Source organism: Sorangium sp. So ce321 (assembly GCF_051530195.1).
Taxonomy (GTDB): domain Bacteria; phylum Myxococcota_A; class Polyangia; order Polyangiales; family Polyangiaceae; genus Sorangium.
Map to the genome: position 1 here is coordinate 5,331,865 of NZ_CP150329.1, position 21,211 is coordinate 5,353,075.

The 21,211-nt window shown below is 69.0% G+C and carries 12 protein-coding genes; 6 read left to right on the forward strand and 6 right to left on the reverse strand.

All coding sequences use genetic code 11. From position 1 onward, the window contains the following. Nucleotides 1-367: 367 nt before the first annotated feature. The gene (locus WME89_RS19610; RefSeq protein WP_438010642.1) at nucleotides 368-2,113 is read left to right on the forward strand and encodes an Ada metal-binding domain-containing protein; all 1,746 of its coding nucleotides are present in this window, start codon (nucleotides 368-370) and stop codon (nucleotides 2,111-2,113) included. A 174-nt stretch (nucleotides 2,114-2,287) separates the two neighbouring features. Here the strand turns inward: WME89_RS19610 and WME89_RS19615 are convergent, their stop codons facing one another. After that, a complete protein-coding gene (locus tag WME89_RS19615) occupies nucleotides 2,288-2,938 on the reverse strand; it encodes a DUF4360 domain-containing protein (RefSeq protein ID WP_438010643.1) in 651 nt (216 codons plus the stop codon). Nucleotides 2,939-3,208: 270 nt separating this feature from the next. Then, nucleotides 3,209-3,871: a glutathione S-transferase family protein gene (locus WME89_RS19620; protein ID WP_438010644.1), complete on the reverse strand. Its 663-nt coding sequence runs from the start codon at nucleotides 3,869-3,871 to the stop codon at nucleotides 3,209-3,211. Nucleotides 3,872-3,963: 92 nt separating this feature from the next. Here WME89_RS19620 and WME89_RS19625 point away from each other — a divergent pair, with 92 nt between their 5' ends. Next, nucleotides 3,964-4,464, forward strand: a complete 501-nt coding sequence (locus tag WME89_RS19625; RefSeq protein WP_438010645.1) for a winged helix-turn-helix transcriptional regulator — start codon at nucleotides 3,964-3,966, stop codon at nucleotides 4,462-4,464. 194 nt (nucleotides 4,465-4,658) lie between these two features. Here WME89_RS19625 and WME89_RS19630 read toward each other — a convergent pair whose 3' ends face one another. Continuing rightward, complete coding sequence (locus WME89_RS19630) at nucleotides 4,659-6,248, reverse strand: hypothetical protein (RefSeq protein ID WP_438010646.1); 1,590 nt, start codon at nucleotides 6,246-6,248, stop codon at nucleotides 4,659-4,661. 317 nt (nucleotides 6,249-6,565) lie between these two features. Here WME89_RS19630 and WME89_RS19635 point away from each other — a divergent pair, with 317 nt between their 5' ends. Continuing rightward, nucleotides 6,566-7,357, forward strand: coding sequence for a hypothetical protein (locus WME89_RS19635; protein ID WP_438010647.1), 792 nt, complete (start codon nucleotides 6,566-6,568; stop codon nucleotides 7,355-7,357). Nucleotides 7,358-7,627: 270 nt separating this feature from the next. On the opposite strand, the gene WME89_RS19640 is transcribed toward WME89_RS19635, so the two are convergent. Continuing rightward, on the reverse strand, nucleotides 7,628-8,116 hold the full coding sequence (locus WME89_RS19640) for a hypothetical protein (protein WP_438010648.1): 489 nt from the start codon (nucleotides 8,114-8,116) through the stop codon (nucleotides 7,628-7,630). Beyond that, nucleotides 8,085-12,524 (reverse strand): toxin TcdB middle/N-terminal domain-containing protein, encoded by a 4,440-nt coding sequence (locus WME89_RS19645; protein WP_438010649.1) that lies wholly within the window; start codon nucleotides 12,522-12,524, stop codon nucleotides 8,085-8,087. Before WME89_RS19645 ends, WME89_RS19640 begins: the two co-directional genes overlap by 32 nt. Before the next feature lie 53 nt (nucleotides 12,525-12,577). Here WME89_RS19645 and WME89_RS19650 point away from each other — a divergent pair, with 53 nt between their 5' ends. Continuing rightward, nucleotides 12,578-12,946 carry a hypothetical protein gene (locus WME89_RS19650; RefSeq protein ID WP_438010650.1) on the forward strand — a complete coding sequence of 123 codons (369 nt, stop codon included), beginning with the start codon at nucleotides 12,578-12,580 and terminating at the stop codon, nucleotides 12,944-12,946. Between the two features lie 187 nt (nucleotides 12,947-13,133). Here the strand turns inward: WME89_RS19650 and WME89_RS19655 are convergent, their stop codons facing one another. Beyond that, nucleotides 13,134-15,692 carry a SpvB/TcaC N-terminal domain-containing protein gene (locus WME89_RS19655; RefSeq protein WP_438010651.1) on the reverse strand — a complete coding sequence of 853 codons (2,559 nt, stop codon included), beginning with the start codon at nucleotides 15,690-15,692 and terminating at the stop codon, nucleotides 13,134-13,136. A 701-nt stretch (nucleotides 15,693-16,393) separates the two neighbouring features. On the opposite strand from WME89_RS19655, the gene WME89_RS19660 reads away from it, so the two are divergent. Both WME89_RS19660 and WME89_RS19665 read left to right on the forward strand, forming a co-directional pair. Continuing rightward, a complete protein-coding gene (locus WME89_RS19660; protein ID WP_438010652.1) occupies nucleotides 16,394-17,263 on the forward strand; it encodes a hypothetical protein in 870 nt (289 codons plus the stop codon). Between the two features lie 746 nt (nucleotides 17,264-18,009). After that, nucleotides 18,010-21,129 (forward strand): DUF3427 domain-containing protein, encoded by a 3,120-nt coding sequence (locus WME89_RS19665; RefSeq protein WP_438010653.1) that lies wholly within the window; start codon nucleotides 18,010-18,012, stop codon nucleotides 21,127-21,129. Nucleotides 21,130-21,211 lie beyond the last annotated feature (82 nt).

Below are 21,211 nucleotides of genomic sequence, written 5' to 3' on the forward strand. Positions count from 1 at the left end.
GAGGGACCCTCGACCGCCGCTTCCAGGACGCCGACAGCGGCGATCCGCGGATCATGGCCCGAGTCCGCGGCGACCGGGAGCGCCGCGGGCCGAACCCCGACGCGAGAGGCCGACAGGCCCTGCAAAGGGTAGTGCCCCACTCTCATCCACCTGACGTGTGCAAGGCCGACCCTTGTCCTGGCCATCGACGAACATCTCAGTGCATGTCGTCCGAGCGCACGGTGAAGCGCGTTACGTAGCCAACCTTACCCTCGGGAGGCCCTTCTCACGATGTCGGAGGCGGACACCCGCTCGGTGCGACGTGTCGGATGAGGCGTCCCGCAGGCCTCGGTCGCGTCGCTCCTGCACATCCGGTACAGTCATGGGCATGGCCCCTACCGCCGATCACGGCGCCCAGAAGACGTACTGGCTCCTCGGTCCCGACGGGCACAAGTGTGAGAGCACGACGCCCGGCACGCTGGGTGGTAACGCGAGGGCGAAGATCTACGGCCGCCTCGATTGCGGATCTGCGCTCGCCGCCATTCGCGATCACGGAGAGGCGTACACGCAGCACCGGGTCTTCTTCGCGGACGAGGAGGCCGCCGTCGCGGCAGGCTACCGGCCGTGCGGCAACTGCATGCGTGACCGGTTCGTCGCATGGAGGGAGAGCCAAGCGCGTGTGTTGCCGGCGGCGAGCGACGTGAGCTGGTGCGACGAGTCGCGCGTCGACAGGCCCGTGGAGAGCACTGCCGCCACCGACGCGGGCCGCGAGATCGTGAAGGACCTCGGTCTCGGCGAGAAGATCGGCGTCTGGCAGCTCCCGTTGCGAGGCGGCGAGGTGCTCCGGTTGCTGTTCGATCCGCCCGGCACCATCACCGATGCGTTGAAGAGCGATCTCCGCGATGCTCTCTCCGACGCCTTCGATGGCCTCGACGTCACGCTCGCGGCGGCGGAGCCCGTCACGGGGGTCAAGGCTCGGCCCGCCGCGTTCGTGGCCAGCTTCTCGATCCCGCACGCGTCGTCCGTGTCGCTCGACGCCTTCGATCTCCTCGGCATCTCTCATCGCGAGGACAGCTACACCACGCTCGTCGCGCGCGCCTTCGCGCACGACGCGGGCTTCCGAGCCGCGCTGCTGCCTGCCCTCGGGGTGCCAGCGACGGCCGCAGCCGAAGCCGACTGGATGTGCCGCCTGCGCGTCGGTGTGACCCCCGGCGAGGACGAGAAGAGCGTGCCCGACCTCGTCTTCTTCTCCCGCCAGGCGCGTCAGATCGTCATCGTCGAGGCGAAGATCCACGCTGGCGAGGGCGACAGGCAGGCGATGCGGTATGCCGTGCCGCAGGCGCGGGCGAAGCTGTGCCTGCGGCTCGGCGTCGACGCCCCGGAGTCGAACCAGCGAGGCTTCTTCCTGACGCTCGACGGTACGCCGCCGAGGTCGTCCTGGTTCAGGCCGCTCCGGTGGACCGTGGTGGCCGAGGCCGCCGCGGCCTCGACCCACCCGGACACTGTCGGCCTGCTCCTGCGCGAGCTCGCCGCTCGGATACGAGAGCACGACGCCTGGCCTGCGCCCGAGCCGACGACCCCGGTGCTCCGCTACCTGCATCGGCGCCCGGGCCTCGTCACCGAGGCCGTCGTGTTCCACCGCTTGCTCGACGCGGCCCGGATGCGGGACGAGGGGTTCGTCACCAGCCATGGACACACGGCCAACCCGGGGTGCGGCTACATCCCGCTCTTCAAGTGGAGCAAGCCGTCGTGGGAGCGGCGCAGATCAGGAGGCAATCCTGGCATGTCGGTCCACTTCGAGCTCCAGTGGAACACGGCGACCGACGGGCTCGCGATCTATCTTCACTGTGAGACGAACCCGTATCTCTCGAAGAGCGATTTGCAGGCGAAGCACGGCGACGCCGCGCTGAAGGAGCACGCGGCGGTCCAGGATGAGCTGTTCGTGGAGCTCGAGCGACGAGGTGAAGCCCTCGAGGCCGCGGGGTGGACGTCCAGGCGCGGCTACAACATGCTGGCGAGCCACAAGTTTCCGAGGTTCATCCGCGTCGACGATTTCCGCGCCAGGCTACGCGACCTCATCCGGGCCATGGCGGCCGGCGTCGACGGGTGGGCGCAGCGGCGGGCGGTGACCTGACGCGGGGGTCGGCGTGGCGCGTCCGCGGCTGGTCTGGCACTGGCGCCTCTCGGACGAGCCTCAGGGCTTCCGCGGCCTGCGGGCGAGCGCGCAGGCCGACCAGCGCCATGCGGCCTGATTGCAGGGTGACAAGACAGCGCGAGCGGTCGACGCGACGGCAGGCCCTGGGTCGGTTCATTGACAGCGGCGCCAGGGGATCAGCCCATCAATATAGTTGAACTCGACGGATGCTCTCCCCGTGCCACCGATCGTGGCGCGGAGTTGCACGTTGACCGTAGCCGAGGTGGCACCACACGGGGCGCTGCCCGCTTGTCCCCCGGCAGGGATAGAGAGCAGCTCGAACACTCCTTCGACGTCCGTGTCGATGTTCTCGAACGTCCTGGAGGCGCTGGCCGTGCCGGCCAGTGATTGGCTTGCTTGAACCGTGACGACAGCCGCGTCTTCGGTATACACGTCACCAAACACATCCAGGGACGGCGCGTCGAACGTGTAGCCCGCTGGAAACGTATAGGTGACCTCGACGTCACAAGCGACGTCGTACGTGCCAAAGTCGTCACGGCCCCCGCGAGCGTCATCGAACGTGAGCGCGTATTCCGTGTTGACAGCCCCAACCTGCGTATTCATGGCTCCGCAGCCGGAGGCAGTTGCCTTGATCGAGACCTGGCTCGGGTCAGGCACGTCGCCGTCGTCGAGGGCGGCCGGCTCGACTTCCACGATCTCGCCTTCGCCGGAGGTGTCGGCGCACGCGACGCACAGGGAGCCCGCGGCGATGGCGACAAGTAGAAAAGACATCCTGGTAGCAGTGAAGATAGAATCATGCAGCATGATAGAACCATTTTCGCACATCGGCCCAGAGCACACAGGACAGCTCGCCTCCCGGATCGGGGCAGCTCATGGACTTGATGGCGCGACGGGGACCAGCCCTTCAGATTATTTGATCAGGGCTTGTTCAGCCCGTTCGCTTGTCCGCCGCGTGATGATGCGGTCACGAACGGGTTAGCCATGTACCGAGGCGTGTCATTTCCTGCCGCGACGAAATCATCCGTGGTGGCGGGACCACGGATCCACCTGGGTGACGCGGTGTCGACGCTGGCTTCAATCCCGGTCCGGCGCTCCCAGGGGGAAGAGCGGCCGGAAAGGCCGCGCGTCATCCACGGCGCGGGCGAAGGACGGGCGCGCGAGCAGCCGCGCGCGGTAGGCGCGCAGCACGGGAAAAGCCTCGGAGATCCGGTGCGTCCAGTCCGCGTAGAACAGCGAAGGCGCGGCCGCGCAGTCCGCCATCGTGAAGTCCGCGCCAGCGGCGGCCCAGGTCCTGCCGGCGAGCTGCCCTTCGAGCCAGGCGTAGGCGAGCTCCAGCTTCTTTGCAGCGAGGGTCAGTCCTTCCTGGCGCTTCACCGGATCACCCGTCAGCGCACCGTCTACCGCGTGCTGCACCAAGCTCATGACGTGCAGGTCGAAGAAGCGGTCGAGAAAGCGCACGTCCAGCGCGGCCATCGGGTCTGCGGGCAGCAGGCGCACTGGCCCGGGATGCACGAGCTGCAGGTACTCGATGATGATGCTGGTCTCGACGATGTTGCGCTCGCCGTCCACCAGCAGCGGGAACTTGCGCAGCGGCCAGCGCTGCAGCCACTCGGTCGAGTGCTGCGGCGTATCCGGCCCGAGGCAGCGGAACTCGAAGGGTGTGCCGTTCTCGTACAGCGCAATGAGTGCTTTCTGCGTGTACGAGGAGAAGGGATGACCATAGAGCGCGAGCGACATCGTGGGACTCCTGGTTCGGACCACTTGCAATTTGCAAGTGGTCCGAAACCTACTCCTACCGCTTGCGTAATGCAAGCAGTAGTCTCAGGAGAATGACCGTGCCGCAGACAGGACGATCCGGCTGCCCGATCAACCTGACGCTCGAGCAGCTCGGCGACCGCTGGAGCCTGATCGTCATCCGCGACGTCATGTTCGGGAACAGGCGCAGCTACGGCGAGCTGCTCGCGCAGAGCGAGGAAGGCATCGCCTCGAACATCCTCGCAGACCGGCTGAAGCGCCTGACCGCGTCCGGCCTGCTGACGCGACGCCCCGATCCGAAGCACCGGCAGAAAGGGATCTACAGCCTCACGGAAGCGGCCATCCAGCTCGTGCCGTTGCTCGCGCACATGGGCGCCTGGGGCCGCCGGCATACGCGCCCGAGCAAGGAATTGTCCGTGCGCGCGGAGCTGCTGGAAAAGGGCGGCGCTCCGCTGTGGAACGCCTTCATGGATGAGCTGCGCCACCTGCATCTCGGCGCGCCGCGTCCGGCGCGCTCGGTGTTCGGCGAGCTGCAGGCCGCCTACGAGAAGGCAATGGCGCACCGCGCCCGCTGAGGGACGTCGAGGGGCTACCGCCGCCAGGGGCACGAAGCTGCCACGCCGAGCAGAAAGAGCGCCAAATCCCTTGGCCCCGGGGCTGCCTCATCGTTCGGCAACACGCTCGAGGAGGGCTCGACGCTCTCCATCCGGAGGAGGACGATCTCGGACCCGGGCCGGTTCGTCTCGACCTCGCGCGTGATGAACTGAACTCAGTACATCAGGTTGCCCTGGCCGAGCACGAACGTGATGTTCTGACCGAACTGGGCCCGGGCGGTTGTCACGTGCGCGGTGGCGTTCACGATGCGGTTGCGGCGGTCGGCCGCCGAGCTCGCCGCGAGGCCCTGGGCGATCTCGGCGCGCGCGAGGTCGAGCTGCTGCGCCGCAGCGGGATACAGCGTCATCGGGGCCATCACCTCGATGGCGTCGTCGATCTCGACGCGGGCGAGCTCCATCAGCTTCTGCTGCACGTCGGCGCGCGTGTTCGCGAACTGATCGACGAGCACCCGCGCGGCGTCCAGCCGTTGCCTGGCGATGTCGACGTTGAAGGCGGCGTTCAGCGCGCGCAGGAAGCGAGCGATGGCGAGCGCGTCGAGCGGCGCGAGGTTGAGCGGCGTCCCGAAGCGCTGCTCGAGCTCCTGGGCGGCGGGCGAGAAGCCGAAGGGCGTCGAGGCGTAGAACGTGACGGCATCGTTGAGGCCCGGATCCGCCTTGTCGTTGATCTGCAGGTTGTTGTGGAAGAAGGGCGGCGTGTCCGCGGCCTCGATGAGGGGCGGCGGGTTGAAGGTGCCGTTGCCGAACGAATTGGGGAAGCCGATGCCCGTGGCGTCGAAGTTGGGCGCAGGCAGGTCTCGCCCGCCGAAGCCGCCGTCCGCGAGGAACTCGCCCCCGAAGGTGCCCCCGTTGAGCGGCGACCCCTTGGTGCGCGTGCCGGTGTCGAAGTTGCGGTTGTTGCCGGTGTCCTGGAAGTTCGCGCCGGCGTTGTGGTGGCACACGTTGCAGCGGCCCCGGTTCGGGTCCATGAACGCTTGCCGGCCGTCCTCCGCCTCCGCATCGAACAGTTGAACGCTCGCCAGATCGAGCTCGTTCAGCCGGCCCAGGCTGAGCTGGAAGGCCAGGGTCACGTCCTCTTCGTCCGGTGTCGGCAAGCGGAAATCGACGCCCGGCTCGCGGGCGAGGCGCCTGGGGAAATGCTGGGTGATCGCGTCCTTGAGGAAGCCGCGCAGCGTGCCGTCGCTCGACCCGTCGCCGCCCCAGCCCGTCCGCTCCGCGGGCGGATTGGTGGTGCCGTCCCCCGAATCCGCCCGGATGCTGGTGCTGAGCGAGAGGACGTGGTTCACCCCGCGCGAGACGAACCGGTGCGTCGGATCGGCGAACCCGTCCACGTTCTCGAGGATGGCCGCGTCGTCCAGCAGGTCCGAGGTCTCGAGCTCGGCGAGCTCGGGCACCTCCCTGAAGACGAAGAGCGGGTCATCGGGGTTGGTCTGGTCCAGGGCCTGGATGAACGGCACGTCGAGCGTCGTGTTGTTGGCCACCGGGTGGCAGGTGCCGCAGGTGCGGCCGTTGCCCTCGAACGTCTCGTGGAAGAAGACGCCCGCGCCCGCGCAGATGTCCTGCGAGACGAGCCCGGCGACCACGCGCGGATCCTGCGCGCATTCAGCGAGCCGATCCGCCAGGGTGAGCGATTGCGAAACTTCATCGAGGGGCTCCGGGATCGCGTCCTCTGCATCCGAGCACCCCCCGGCGAACAGGGCCATCCCGACCCCGCACGCCAACAGCAGCCCCACTTTCGAGCTTCCCATCAAGCGTTCTCCTGATAAGCGCAGCGCCCGCTCGTAGTGAGCGGCTACGAGCAGGAAAGCGGCGCGTTTCCATCCATTCTTCAGCGTGGCCGCGGAGCAATCGGAGCCGCCCAGCGGCGCGGCGTGGGCCTCGTGATCCACGCCCCGGCGCGGAAACCGCCGGGGAGGCAGCCCCCGCCGCCCAGCGCGCGACGACGCGCTCCGGGGCGCCGGCGATGCTCGAGGCCACCTCAGGCGAGCGATGGTGTAGCTGAACAAGAACGATGTTCAACGTTCGTCTCGGCCCGGAGCTCTGTTTTTAAATATTCTTTACAAACATGCCCGGGAGGAGACACGCTCGGATCGAGCGACGCGGCGCCGTCGGCCACGGCAGGTGGCGTCCGCCCCTGCGGGGCGACGTCCAGGAGCTCGATGCGCTGAGGATCCCGGCCGCGAGGCTCCTCTGGGCTCAGGGGCAGCACCGCGGCGCGGTCATCGCCCGGCGGGACGATCCCAGCCCCGCGCTCCGTGCCGTGATGCTGGAGCTCCTCGGCGACGACGCGAGCGCCGTCGACCTCGCCCGGGCGCGGCTGTGCGACAGCGACGCGCGCGTGCGTGCCGCCGCTGCTGCCGCCCTGCGCCGCCGCGCGCCCACGGACCGGGGTGTCGCGCTCGTCGATCTCGTGGAGGAGATGGGGCTCGCGACGGGGGGCAGGCTTGACGACGCTCCGATGCCATCGCGAGCGGAGCTACGACTGGATGGCGACCCACGAAAGGACGTCGTGCTCGCGTGGCTCTGTGAGCGGCTCGCGAGCGACGAGCGCGGCGGGGCTATCGCGGCCAGCGCGGAGGTGGCGCGCTCGGAGGTGCCGTGGGGGGACAAGGACGTGTACCTGGTGCGGCTGCCGTTCGATCAGGAGGAGGCCCCGGTCGCGGCCGGCGTGGTACCGCTGCACAACCTGATCGAGACCTCTGCGCTGGCGCGCGAGCTCACGGTCGAGAGGTCGCCATCGATATGGCTCGTGTGTGCGGACGTCGCGTTCTCGGATCTGGCGCCGCCGGAGCTCGACCCAGGCGCGGTTGCGTGGGGACCCACGTATTTGGGCGTGCGGATTGGTGGATCGCGCTAGCACCGCGTCGTTCCGGCTCTGCCGTCCCCTCTTCTCCGTTTCCCGTCAACGAAATGGGAGGATCAAATTCATCCTTCGCTTCTCTCCTGGATCCAGCGCCATGGCAAGTTCAACCATTCGTGGGCCGAGCCTCTGCTGCGCGGGTTCCCCGAAGGACGCGGCGTGCCTTGCTCCGAGATCCTCGTCGCCTGGGAGCGCGGTCTCCACGCGCTCGGCGAGGGGAGTCGGGTGGTGTCCCATTATCTGCTCGAGGCCTCGATGACGTGGTTCCTACTGTGCGTAACCGGCACTTGTTCGGAACCCGATCGGTTGCGCCCAGTGGACGTGGCACTCGTCGCCTGTGACCACGAACCAGAGGTCCGTTCCTCCAATAGAGAGCTGGACTCCAGCTTCTCTACCGAATTCATTCTCCAGGATCTTCACAGAGGAAATGACCTTTCCGAGCACGCTGGAAAACATCGGATCGCCCGATTGCTCGCTTCTACTCCACTTCCCGTTTTGCTCGATATAGAGGCGGTTTTCTGCGGAAATTGGCGGTTCGAAGGGGTCCGTCCATGGAGCGCCTCGCACGAGAAGACTCTCGCCATCCCCCGCTCCGTCGAGGAGAACGACAGTGCCGTCGTCCAAGTGGAGCTCAAGCGGCCCATCGTCTGACTCAACTCGACCGCCGTACACAAAGAGTATTCGCGTCACCGCAAGAAGTCGCCTTCCGGGCAACGATTTGAGGCTAGCGACCGGAAGCACCGTTGAACCATCCATTTGACTGGCCTCCTGCAAGGACTGTGACAAATTCGCCACTCGGTTTGGTGACCACCACATCGGTACCTTGCCTGAAAAACAGGAAATCGTTTCCTCCGCCGCCGCGTGGATTCCACGGTCCCTGTCGCACTTCGTCGTACTTCTTGACTATCGTGTCAATCCGATCTCGAACCCACTGGCGATGATCTGGGTTGGCCGGGTTGAGCCCGAAATCCTCGGCGTGCTTGCCGACCTTCTTCCCGAATTGAGCACGATCAACCTTCAGCTCGGGCAGGGGCTTGGCCCCCCCCTTTGCGGTTCCTGAAGCTGCTGACGGCTGCTTCCCAGCCGTGTGCCCGGCTTTCGCCGGCTGCGGCGGCTTCGCCGGCTGTGCCGCCTGCGCAGGTTGCAACGGCTTCGCAGCCGGCGCCGGCTGCGAAGCCGCTTGCTGCTGCCCGGCAGGTCGCGGCGGCAGCACCGGCTGCTGGTTCACGCCGCCCATGCGCACCGTCCGAGGAGGAGCCGCCGCCGGGCTGACGGGCGCCTTGCCCTGCGCCTGCTGCTCCGCCATGCGCTGCGCCTGGATCAGCTGATTGAAACGGGCGCCCTCGGGCCCGGTCCAGCAGCTCGGGCTCCGGCAGCCCCCCATCCCGGCGCCGCCCGGCGGGAAGTTCCGGTGCCCGCCCTGCGTCTGCCGCCCATCCGGGTCGACGAGGTTCACCGGATTGTTCAGCGTGTAGCTATACAGCCCCAGGTTCCCCGGATTGAACACCCCCGCACCCGGCCCTCCCTGCATGTACTCATCCAGGATCGGATCCGGGCTCAGCCACGCGCTCATCCGCGGGTCGTAGTACCGCGCCCCGAAGTAGTAGAGCCCCGTCGCCTGGTCGAGCTCCTTGCCGGTGAACACGTACGCCCGCCGCAGCTCGTACCGCGAGTCCGACGCGTCGATCCACAGCTCCCCGCTCGGGAAGTACTCGTCCCGCTGCGTCAGCGCCTGCTCGTTGTTCGACGCGAAGCTCGTGCTGCCCAGATGGTCCGGATGGTAGTAGAGCGTCGGCGGGTCCCGGAACCAGTCCGGATCCATCTTGCTCGCGATGCGCGTCTGCCCCGCGTAGATGTGCTTCGTGATGAACCGCCCGTCGCGCAGCGTCAGGTGCTGGTCGTGGTAGGCCGTCTCCTCCTCGCCGCTGATGCGGTGCAGGTGCACGCGCCGCTCGCCGTCTCCGTCGTAGAGCACGCGCGACAGCTCCTGCCCGTTCTGGCTCACCCGGGTGACGCGGTTCTCCTCGTTCCACTCCGTCACGCGCGTCGTCGAGCCCCGGTACACCCACCCGGTCTGGTTGCCGCTGGCGTCGTAGCTGATCACCCGCGGCCACGGGATCGACTCCGCCACGAGGTGCTCGTCGATCTGCGTGGGCGTATGCGGCTGCGGACCCGTGTACTGGTACACCGACCGGTACGTTTGCTCCCGGATCGCCTGCTCCTCGCACCAATCCCCTTCGCACCGGTCCGCGCTCGTATCCGGCACGTAGCGATAGCTGGCCTGATCCTTGACCAGGATGTTGCCAATCTCGTCGTGATCGAACGACACCCGATATCGGTACTGCCAGTCCTTCCAGTCCTGGTATGTGCCGCTGGCCGACACGAGCTGGTACAGATCGTCATAGCCGTAGTCGTGGGTCGTCGGCCCGACCCGCACCGACCCCGGCATCTCCTGGTCGTACGGCGCCTCGTTCCGCACCTGCTCCAGGTTCCCGGCCGCGTCGTGGTCATAGCGCATCCGCAGGAACGGCCTCGCCGGCAGCCCTCGTTCCACGAGGAACCGGTCGCGGTGATCGGCGTTGATCTGCTCCAGCCGCCGCGACTTCTCGTGGTACCTGTACGACGTCGCGATCCCGTTGCCGTGCACCACGCGCACCCGCTGCTCGAACTCGTCGTACCCGATGTGCAGCAGATACTGCGTCACCGCCGGCTCGTCCGGGTGCTCCGGATTGGTCTGCGTGTTCGTCCCCACGGCCGACCGCACCAGGCCGCCCCGGTCGTAGCCATAGGTCACCACCTCCGCCCCGGAGCCGGGGAACTTCATCGACAAGAGGCGCCCGAACGAGTCGAACTCGTACTCCATCGTCGCCTGGTACGGCCCCCGGTGCGGCTCGCGCAGCCGGGGGAACTCGGTCGTCAGCGTCTTGACGTTCCCGAGCCGGTCGTACGCGAACGTCCTCTTCCCGGCCTCGCTCTGCTCCTCCGCCAGCCGGCCGGCGCGGTTGCCGTGCTCGTCGCCCGCCTCGCTCGGCTCGCCGTACACATACGTCACGTCCGTCGAATCCGGGTAGTCCACGCGCCGGAGCCGGTTGAAGTCGTACTCGTACCGGATCAGCTTGCTCACCGGCCCTGCGGCCAGCTTCGCCGTCTGCCGCGCCCCGAGGTTGCCCGACAGGTCATAGCGCCACTCGCTACGGCCCGTGTCCGGGTTCGTGAGCGCAACCATGCGGCCCACCGTGTCGTACTCCGCGGTCGTGACGTTCCCGCGCGGGTCCGTCACGCGCACGAGCTCGCCGGCGGGGTTGTAGGCGTACCGCGTCACCAGCGTCGTCCACGTCTCCGACCCGTGCAGCCGATTGCGCTCCTCGACCGCCACGATCGCGTTGTCCACGTCCTGGTACGCCTTCCGCACCTTCCCGTTGGGGTCGGTCTCCGTCGCGACGAACATCGCCACGCCGTCGAGCACATCGATGTCATAGCTCGTCGTCGTCACCACCTCGCCGGCCTCGTCGTCCGGCTCCCTCGCCTCGATGACGCGCGAGAGCACGTCGTACGCGAACACCGTCGGGTTCTTCAGCGGCACGTCCACGAACGCCGTCGCCGCGCCCGCATCGAACACCGGCTGGCCCTGGTACGCGACCCGGCCGCGCTCGTCGAAGACGACCCTCCCGCTCACCGACATGCCGACGATCGGGTCGGCAGCCGGCCCCTGATCCTTCTCCAGGTCCTTCTTCGTCTGGATCACCCGGTCGAGCCCGTCGATGAACGTCACCGTATCGATCGGATCCCCGGGATGCTGCACGTCCTTGTGGCGCGTCCGCGCCCACGCCGGGGCAGCGGGGCTCACCCCCGGCTGGAGCGCATACTCGAAGGAGATCGTCGCCTCCGCCGCCGTGATGGGATCATCCGGACCGAACACGGCGCGCAGCCGGCCGAACGCGTCGTACTCGTAGCGCACCTCATGGCCGTTGACGTCCTGGACCGCGCTCACCGCGCCGTAACGGTAGTCCAATGACGTCACCGAGAAGTAGCCGAACGAATCGTCCACCCGCTCGAGGCACGTCTCCGCAACATCCTCGTATTCGTACGTGAGCGTGAAACCCCGTGGGTCGATCGCATGCTCGAGGTTGCCGTACGCATCGTGGCTGAAATGCCAGGTAGGGTTTGTCGCGTCGTCGCCCGTGTACGGCGCGCCCGTCGCCGGCTCCTTGCCGCCGATCACCGTGCTCGTGATCCACTCCACCGCCCCGGTCGCCTCGTCGTACATCGCGGTGCGCTTGCGCAGCAGCGTGCCGGCGCTGTCGCGCGCCTCGACGCTATCCGCGCGAACGATGTCCGGCCCATCGTAGGTCACGTGGTGGATCGTGGTCGTGACATCGTCCTCCAGTGTGCCTGGCTCGCCGTGCTCCGTCAGCCCGATCAGGTTGCCGCGGTTATCCCAGTCGCGCTCCTTGCTCGTCTGCTTGCCAGGCGCGCCCGGGTCCGTCGTCTTGCCCTCGTACCATGACGTCGTCCGCAGCTCTTCCCCGGGGAAGAACGATCCCGTCAGCGTCGGCTGCGCCCCGGGCTCGCGGTAGGAGATCTGCTGCCGGCTGAACAGCCGCCCTTCGCCGTCCTGCTCGATCACCTCGGCCACGAGCCCACGCCGGTAATAGTCCTGGTTGTGGTACCACGTGACGATCTGCGAGCCGTCCTCGCGCGTCGCCGTCACCTGCGCGAAGCCGTAGTCCTCGCGCTCCGCGCGGTCGTAGAACCCGCTCTGGTGGTAATCGAACGTGTGGACATAGGCGGGCGTACCCATGCCGTCGTCCACCTCGACCCGCGACAGCACCCACTTGCTGCCGGGCATGTCCACGCTCAGCTCGCGCGGGTCGCTCGCATGCGCCACCTTGTTGCCTTCACGCTCATAGTCCAGCGCGAAGCTGCCGCCAAGCGGACGGACCACGCGCGAGAGGCGGTTGGTCTTGCCCGTCAGGTTCAGTCGCGCCCGCAGCGCCGCGTCGCTCTCGCGCAGCATCCCGTCGCTCAGCTTCAGCACGTGATCGACCGTCCCGTCGCCGTCCAGGTCGTCCCATCCGAGCTCGCTCCGCCCGTCGTTCAAGCCGAGCTGCGCCGCGATCTCGACGACGATGCACACGTACGGCGTCGTGATCTTGATCGGCACGCCATAACCAGCGTTGAACGCCGTCGTCTCCGAGAACGGTGCTCCAGGAGCCGTTGAGACCAGCCCCTCCGAGCTCCTGGAACCAGTGGATCGCCCCCTGCAGGCTGGCCGTGATCTGGTGCGTGCTGCCGACGCCCTCCGGGGAGAACGCGTTCCCGCTGGACCGATCCGGGAGCGAGTTCAACCAGACCCCGTTGCTCCCCACGAAATCCGGGAGCCCGTCGCCGTTGATGTCGGTGAAGGCGACCTGCTCCTCGTCCACGCCGAACGAGACGCCGACGCCCAGCCCGCCATGGGGATCGCAGACCGGCGGCCCCGCGCCGACGAACGCGTTGAGCCCCCCTTCGATCGAGCTCGTCGCCCCGAGGCCGTCGCGCCCTTCCGCCGGACGGCTCCACTCGGTCGGGGCCGAGAAGACCTGAAGCCTGCCGTCCTGCTGATCGAGACCGAAGTACTCGAACGTGTGCTCGTAGAGCTGCTCGGCATCGTCGTTTCCGTGGAGGGCGATGCTCCTGAGGAGCGACTTGTAGTAACGCCGCGCGTCGGGCTCGCCGTAGGCGAAGTGGTAGCTCCGGATGATCTCCTCGGCTCCGGGCACCTGACCCATGGTCACGTCGACGCGTTCGAGCCTCCGCGTCGTCCGCACCTCGAAGCCTGCGCGTGCCGAGCTGAGGATGTCTCTCCGCTGCTCGCCGTCGTCCAGGATGAAGAGCACGTGGTAGTGAGCTCCAGGAACGCCGCTCGCGCGCCCGCGCTCTGGCCGTACGTGTACCGGGTGCCGTTCTTGTCCGTGACCACCCAGTGATAGCTCCTGGGATCGGCCCCGAGCCGCTCGATGCGATCGAACGCGCCCTCGACGCGCCGTTCATAGCGGCCCGGCTGACCGGGGATGGCCCGGAGCATCTCGCCGTCGAGCGCGTAGAGCTCGTCGCCCGTGTAGCGCGGGACGCCGAACCGTGTGTCGATCTCGATCGCGGAGACGCGCAGGTCCCACCCCACGCCGAGCCAGCCATTCCCCAGCTCGCTCTCGTAGGTGACGGCGAGCTCCGGCTCCATGCCGTGCCGGCCAGGCGGCACCTCGATCGGGTACGCGAGCTGCGCGGTTCCCCGGCTGCTCGCCTCCGGCGGCTCGATGAACGACACGCCGGCCGAGGGGCTCGCGAGCTCGATTCCCTTCATCGCGTTGGGGTCGAACGACTGCGCCCCAGGCTGATCCGGCATGGCGACCGTCGCGTTGACGAAGTCGGTGAAGTGGTCCGTCAAGCTCGTGAGCTCGCGGGCGCGGCCCTCATCGGCGCGGCCGAGCTTCGTCCACTGCTTCGCCGTCTCGTCGAAGTAGAAGGCGAAGACGTCCTTTGCGCCGGTGCCGCTCGGGAGGCTCTCGCCGTCGAGGGGGAGCGTCAGCTTCACCGGCTTCTTGAACCTGAGGCCGTGCGGGCCGAAGCGGTACGCGCGGCCCTCAGGCGTCACGTTGCGCATCGCGCGCCCCATCGGCTGCACCTGGACGGGCATCAGCGGCCGGATCGTGATGCGCGTCGCCTCCGCCAGCGCGCCCGGCGGGACCTCGAGCGTGGCGCCCGCGAACGAGAGCACGCCGCCCTGCTCCGGGCTCACCACCGCGCCATACGGGGCGCCCTCATCGGTGACGAGCTCGCCCGGCGCCGTGCTCGCTGCGGCGCCGTCAACGCACGGACCGAGCTGTACCTCTCGACCAAGGCGCGTGCCGTCCTCGATCCGCGCCTCGATGTGCGCCCTCCACGCTCGATGACGGGCGCCATCGGGCTCCGACAGGGTGAGCTCGAAGCTGCCGTCGTCTCCCAGCTCCACGGGCGTTGCATCGACGAAGAGCCGCGCTCGCGGCGTGCCCTCTCCGGGGAGGTCGAGGAACCCGCGCACGTACGCTCTCCCGTCGGTGCACTCGCCGTGCAGCGGTGTGCTCAGCGCGATCCGTGGGGAGCGGGACGGGATGAGGCTCGCCGCCACGGCGACGTCCGGTACCTCGGCGCGGCTACCCTTCGCCGGCCGGACCTGCACCGAGGCCGTCTCGGGCCAGGTCCATTGAACCGGGAGGTCGAGGCGGTGCCAGCCCGGCGAGAGGTCCTTCAGGTCGAAGCGCAGCCCGTCTGCGCCAGCGTCGGGCGCGATCTCGATCTCCCCGGCGCCCGCGGCGGTCAGCTGGAACAGGAGCGCGTGCGGGGCCACGCGCGCGCCGAAATCGATGCTGAGCGCCTCATCGCGACGCGCGCGCTCGCCCCCGGCCGATCGTGCGGCGGCGCGCGCCTCGTACACGCCAGCGTGCGGGATCCCGACCAACCGGAGCGCGCGCACGGTGAATCCGTGCTCGATGTCCGCGTGAGGTCGGAATCGCACGACGTTGTCCCCGCGCTTCAGCCATGCGGGCGCGATCTCCTCGACCTGAAGCCCTCCCGTGGCTGGCGCTTCCGCCCGGAAGCCGCCGCGCGGTGCCAGGCCGTTCAGCCGCCGGTCCACGCTCGACCAGTGCCCGCGCCCCTCCAGCTCATAGACGAGGAACGCGCGCGCGAGCGCCCGTGGATCGGTGTCCATGGGAAACGTCAACGACTGCTCGCCGCCCGTGCGCGTCACCGCCGCCCGCTCGGACATCGCCGGGAACTGGTAGGCGCCCGCCAGCTTCCCCGTGAGCACGCGATCGGCTAGCTCCACCTCCGCCAGGCTGCGCGTGGGAGCGCCGGCGGTCCAGAACACGAGCTCCTGCGGACCGCGCTCGCCCGAAGGCTGCCACTCGAGCACGAGGTGCTGCGTCGTGATGGCCATGGGAAAGCGTGTCCAGCGCTCGCCCGTGTCGTGGAGCGGTACGTCGACCGGGCCGGACGCCTCCTGACGCTCGGCGCCGTCCTCTGCATAGACCGTGAGCGCGCCATCGATGCGCCCGTACAGCGCCAGCGCCTCGAGCGATGTCGGCTCGGCAAAGGAGACCCGGACCCGCGTCACCTCACCGGTCTCGCTGTGGAGCCCGGTGTCAGCGCGTCCGTCGAACAGGATCCATGGGTCCGCACCCTGCGCGCCGGAAGCAACGCGAACGTCCACCGGCAGGGCGGCGATCGGGACCGTGGCGCGGCCTTCCTGGCCGCCGGTCGGGCGGCGCCCGCTCGCGAGCGCGGCAGCCCCGCCGGCTAACGCAGCTGCCATCTCAGCGCCAGCGCGAGCGCCGCTGAGCCGCGCGCGGAGGGGCTCGCCCATCCGGCGCAGCGTCAGCGCCTGAGCCCACGCGCAGAGCGGCGCGCTCGCCATGACGAGCAAGACAGCGCAGCTCGCGCACCACCGCCACATCCATTTCATCAACCCGGATGCCATTGCATCCCTCCGCGGCGGCGATAGGAGCAATCCAGGGACGTATTGGCAATCAAGAACGGTACGTTTGCACGAGCGCATCATGAAAATCGCGCTGTTGACCCGCTCGGCAGCACGAATTCTACGCCTTCGCCCGCACGCTTCGGCGGAGCCATCGACCGGGTCTGGTCAGCCGTCGGCGAGTTGGAAACGTCCGTCGGACGCGCACCCTTGGAGGGGGTGCGCCAGGTTCGAGGCGGCAGGTTCATGGCGCCCCAAGGCGCCGTCGCGGCCCCATGCGCAGCTGGAAAGAACGAACGATCGTGAGGCGCCGGCGGGAGCGTTGCGCAACAGCGCAATCCGTTGCGGATCATGACAGGGCGTTGCGCTTAGCCCCTGGGTGTCGTCTTCAGACGTTGCGCGGAGATAGGGACGTGTCTCGCGCCGGCACGTCGGTTGCCGTGCCGCCACGCCGCAACGAAACCACGGCGTGTCGCCGGCGGCGGCAGGCCGGATCCCATCAGACAGCACAGGAGGTTTACCCCGTGAGTGAATCACCGATGTTTTCGACCATCGTCCTCCCCCCGGATCTCGTCGCGGACGACGTGATCGGTCTCCGAGATCAGATGAGCGCGCGGATCGCGGCGGTGCTCCGGCCCAAGGGCGGCAAGCGCAAAGAGGGCGACGCGCCGCTGCCCAAGGGGGTCGATCCGGTCGCGGCGCTGCCGCCGCACATCGACAGGCCGTGGAAGCGCTTCGACGCGGCCGCGACGGAGCTTCAGGGGTTCCGCGGCCTGCGGGCGAGCGCGCAGGCCGACCAGCGCCATGCGGCGCCGAGCGAGGGCGAGCGGAGCGCGGCGAACACCGACAGCGACGACCGATGGCGCGCGTTCGAGCAGTGGAACGCGGGGGCCGCCGGGCTCTCGGACGATGGGGAGACGCCGTCGCCGGCCGAGGCGCGCTGGCTGTATGCGCAGCTGTTCCCGGCGCCCGAGGGGCTTCGGTTCATCACGCGCCGGCCCCGGATCCAGTGGGCCGCGATGGTGCAGCGGATGAAGACGCTGGAGGAGGAGCGCGCGCAGGCGGTGATCGAGGGGTTCGGCGGGACCCGACACTACCAGCAACTCGTCGCCGCCCACGCGCGCTTCGGCGAGGCCTACGGCTTCACGAACGTGGTCCTCGCCAAGGAGGGCGCGCCGACCGACGGCCGGCCGCAGTGGAGCGCCGCCCGGGATGCGCTGCGGAGCCTGATCCAGAAGATCGAGAGCCACGCCGACCCGGACATCCCGGGGAGCGAGGCGCTGGCGGCGTTCCTGCTGGCGCCCTACGTCGAGATGGTCGACGACCTCGGGAGAGCCCGCCGGAAGGCGCCCGCGAAGAAGCCCGAAGGCGTCTCGGTGCCCCTGCCGGACGCGGGCGGGATGCCGTGAACCCATCCGGGTGAGGTGGCTCGTCCACGCGGGAGATGGGTGGCACCCGTCTCCCGGTGGACGTGGCTCCAAGAAAAGATGGGTGGCACCCATCTCCGCGGTGGACGTGGCTCCAAGAAAAGATGGGTGGCACCCGTCTCCCGGTGGACGTGGCTCCAAGAAAAGACGGGTGGCACCCATCTCCGCGGTGGAGAGGCCACCGTCCGGCCTCGCGATCCCCTGGCCAGCCCGTCTCGGCGGCGCTCTGGTGTAAGCAACCCCACGGTAGGAGCGCCCGAACGCCGTGGCGACGACTAGGTGGTCGCGCAGGGGCTCGGCGAGCGCGCCCCAGCAGCCGGCCAGCGCGGTGTCGAGGACGGCCTCGGGGGACGGCCTGCGGGGCGTCCACGCCGCCGGCGGCAGCGCCGCGGATGAGCTCCGAGAGGGAGAGGGTGATCGGGTCACGCGCGTGGCCGAAGCGCGCGTCGTAGAGCCGCGCCTGCTTGGGCGTCGCGTCGGCGCTCGACCAGCCAGAACAGGCGGGAGCGCTCGCCGACCGACGCGAGCGTGATGCCTGAATGCGTGCGCTCGATGGTGCGCGGCGGGCACGGTCGGGGAGGGGAAGGGCGATGGTACAGGCGAGGCAAGGGGGCTCGGAGGGGGATTGGTGACGTGGCGAGCAGAGTGCCTGTGTTGAGATGTGAGGTGATTGTGGAGATGAGTGAGATCTCTCGGAGGTGCGCTCGTCTGGCGTAGACTCGCGCGCGATGGCGGCGAGCCGGCGCGGTCTTTACGAGATCCTGGTTACGGAGGCGGTGGCGTCGGGCCTGCGCGACCTGGACGCCAGCGTAGAGGCCAGCACCGGAGCGCTCCGCCCCGCTGAGGCCGCCGATCGCGTTGCGCTGCATCTGAGTCGCATCGTGCAGCGCGCCATCGCCGGTGTGCCCGACGCAGAGCGGGTGCGCGTGGGCGTGGGTCTGGCGCGGAGGATCGTCGAGCAGATCGAGGAGGTGATCGTCGGCGCAGAGGTCCGGCCGGATGCGCCCGTCGAGCCGGCGACGGTGCTCCGGGCCATCGCCGGGCGCCAGCCGGACGGCAGGCCGGAGACGATCCCCGAGCCGCTCATCCCGTTGCTCGATACGACGCTGCTCACCAACGCCCCTGGCGAGCCCAGGGTGGGCCACCAGCTCCTGACCGAGGTCCGTTCGGCGGACCGCATCGATGTGGTCATGGCGTTCGTCCGCCGGAGCGGCATCGCCCCGCTGCGCGAGGCGCTCCGCGCGCACTGCGAGGCGGGCCGTGAGCTGCGCGTGCTGACGACCACGTACACGGGCTCGACCGAAGCGACGGCGCTCGATGCGCTCCGGAAGATGGGCGCCAGCGTGCGCGTCTCGTACGACACGGGGACGACGCGGCTGCACGCGAAGGCCTGGCTCTTTCATCGCGCGTCGGGCTTCTCGACGGCCTATATCGGCTCCTCGAACCTGACGCACACAGCGCAGACGAGCGGGCTCGAGTGGAACGTGCGCGTGTCGGGCGCCCGCAACCCGGATGTCGTCGAGAAGGTCGCCGCGGTCTTCGAGGGCTACTGGAACAGCGGCGACTTCGTGCCGTACGACCGCGAGGAGTTCCTTGAGCGCGGCGAGCAGGCGGCGAGCGGGGCGACAGCGGTGATGATCAGCCCGATCGAGCTACGGCCCGAACCGTTCCAGGAGCGCTTGCTCGAGCAGATCGCGCTCTCCCGCGAGCGCGGGCACCACCGCAACTTGCTCGTGTCGGCGACCGGCACCGGCAAGACCGTGATGGCGGCCATCGACTACGCGCGGTTGCGAGAGGCGCTGCCCCGCGCGCGCCTGCTCTTCGTGGCCCACCGCGAGGAGATCCTGGAGCAGAGCCTCGCGACCTTCCGTCAGGGCCTGCGGGATCACGCCTTCGGCGAGCTGTGGGTCGGCGGCCGTCGTCCGCGGCGCTTCGAGCATGTGTTTGCGTCGATCCAGAGCCTCGCTGCGGCAGGGCTCGATCATCTGGATGCACGTCACTTCGACGTGGTGATCATCGACGAGTTCCACCACGCCGCCGCGCCGTCGTACTGCGCCTTGCTGGAGCACGTGCAGCCCGTCGAGCTCCTCGGCCTCACGGCCACGCCCGAGAGGAGCGATGGACTCCCGCTGCTCGGCTGGTTCGACGACCGGATCGCCGCAGAGCTGCGGCTCTGGGACGCGATCGATCAGCACCGGCTCGTGCCGTTCGTCTACTACGGCATCCACGATGGGCTCGACCTGCGCGACGTGCCCTGGCGCCGCGGGCGCGGCTACGACATCGACGGCCTGTCGAAGCTGCTCACGGCCAACGACATCTGGGCCCGGCAGGTGGTGGCGGAGGTCGCCGCGCACGTCGACGACGTGCGAAGGATGCGGGCGCTCGGGTTCTGCGCCAGCATCGAGCACGCGCGGTTCATGGCGCGCGTCTTCCGCGAGGCGGGCATCGCGGCGAGCGCCGTGTGGGGGGACAGCCCCGATGGCGAGCGGCGCGCGGCACTGGTGGGGCTCGGGGCGCGGGAGATCAACGTGGTTTTCTCGGTGGATCTGTTCAACGAGGGAATTGACGTCCCCGCGGTCGACACGCTGATCCTGCTGCGCCCGACCGATAGCGCCACGCTCTTTTTGCAGCAACTAGGGCGCGGTTTGCGGCGCAGCGCCGGCAAGACCGCCTGCACGGTGCTCGACTTCGTCGGGCACCATCGCCGCGAATTCCGCTTCGACCGCCGCTTTGGAGCCCTGCTTGGCGGGAGCCGGATGGAGATCGCTCAGCAGATCGAGGACGGGTTCCCGTTTCTGCCGGCGGGTTGCCACATGGAGCTCGATCCGAAGGCCTCGGAGCTCGTGCTCGAGAACATCCGGCAGGCCGTGCCGTCGGGGTGGACGGCGAAGGTCGAGGAGCTGCGGCGGATGGCCCGCGGCGGCGACGTGAGCCTCGCGCGGTTCCTCGAGGAGACCGGGCTGGAGATAGAGGACGTTTATTTCGGCCAGCGATCGTGGTCAGAGCTCCGGGAGGACGCCGGGCTTCCGTTGCTCGGCGCGGGACCGCACGAGAAAGCGCTGCGGCGCGCGTGCGGGCGGCTGCTGCACGTGGACGACTTCGTGCGGATCGAGGGGTATCGCCGGCTGCTCGCGTCGAGGGCGTGTCCGGATCCGGGGGCGATGAGCGAGCGAGAGCGACGGCTCTTGCGCATGCTCGTGGCCACCGTGGCCGATCGCGCCATCGAGAAGGCGAACACGCTTGCGGAGGCGTGTGCGCTCGTCTGGGCGCACCCACAGGTGCGCGCGGAGCTCGTCGAGGTGCTGGACCTGCTCGCCGCCCGCGTCGACCATGTTCACCGAGCGCTGGCGACCCATCCGGACGTGCCGCTCGAGGTGCACGCGCGGTACTCGCGGATCGAGATCCTGGCGGCGTTCGGGGTCGGGGTCGGCAGCGGCGGGGGCGGGGGAGGAGGCGGCGCGAAGGTGGCGCCCTGGCAGACTGGCGTGTACTGGGCGAAGGACGCCAGGGCCGACCTGCTCGCGTTCACGCTCGACAAGACGAGCGGGCAGTTCTCGCCGACCACGCGCTACCGCGACCACGCCATCAGCCGGCAGCTGATCCACTGGGAGAGCCAGTCGAGCACCCGCGCCGAGAGCGAGACCGGGCGGCGCTATCAACGGCACGAGGCGCTCGGTACGGCGGTGATGCTTTTCGCGCGGCTGCGCAGCGATGAGCGGGCGTTCTGGTTCCTGGGGCCGGCGAGCTATGTGCGGCACGAAGGCGAGCTGCCGATGGCGATCACGTGGCGGCTGCACCACGCGCTGCCGGGGGACCTGTTCGCGTCGTTTGCGGCGGCGGTGGCGTGAGGGGGGCGCTTCGGTTCCACGCAGCCCGGCCCGGAGATCGCGGGGAGCGAGGCGCTGGCCGCATTCCTGCTGGCGCCTTACA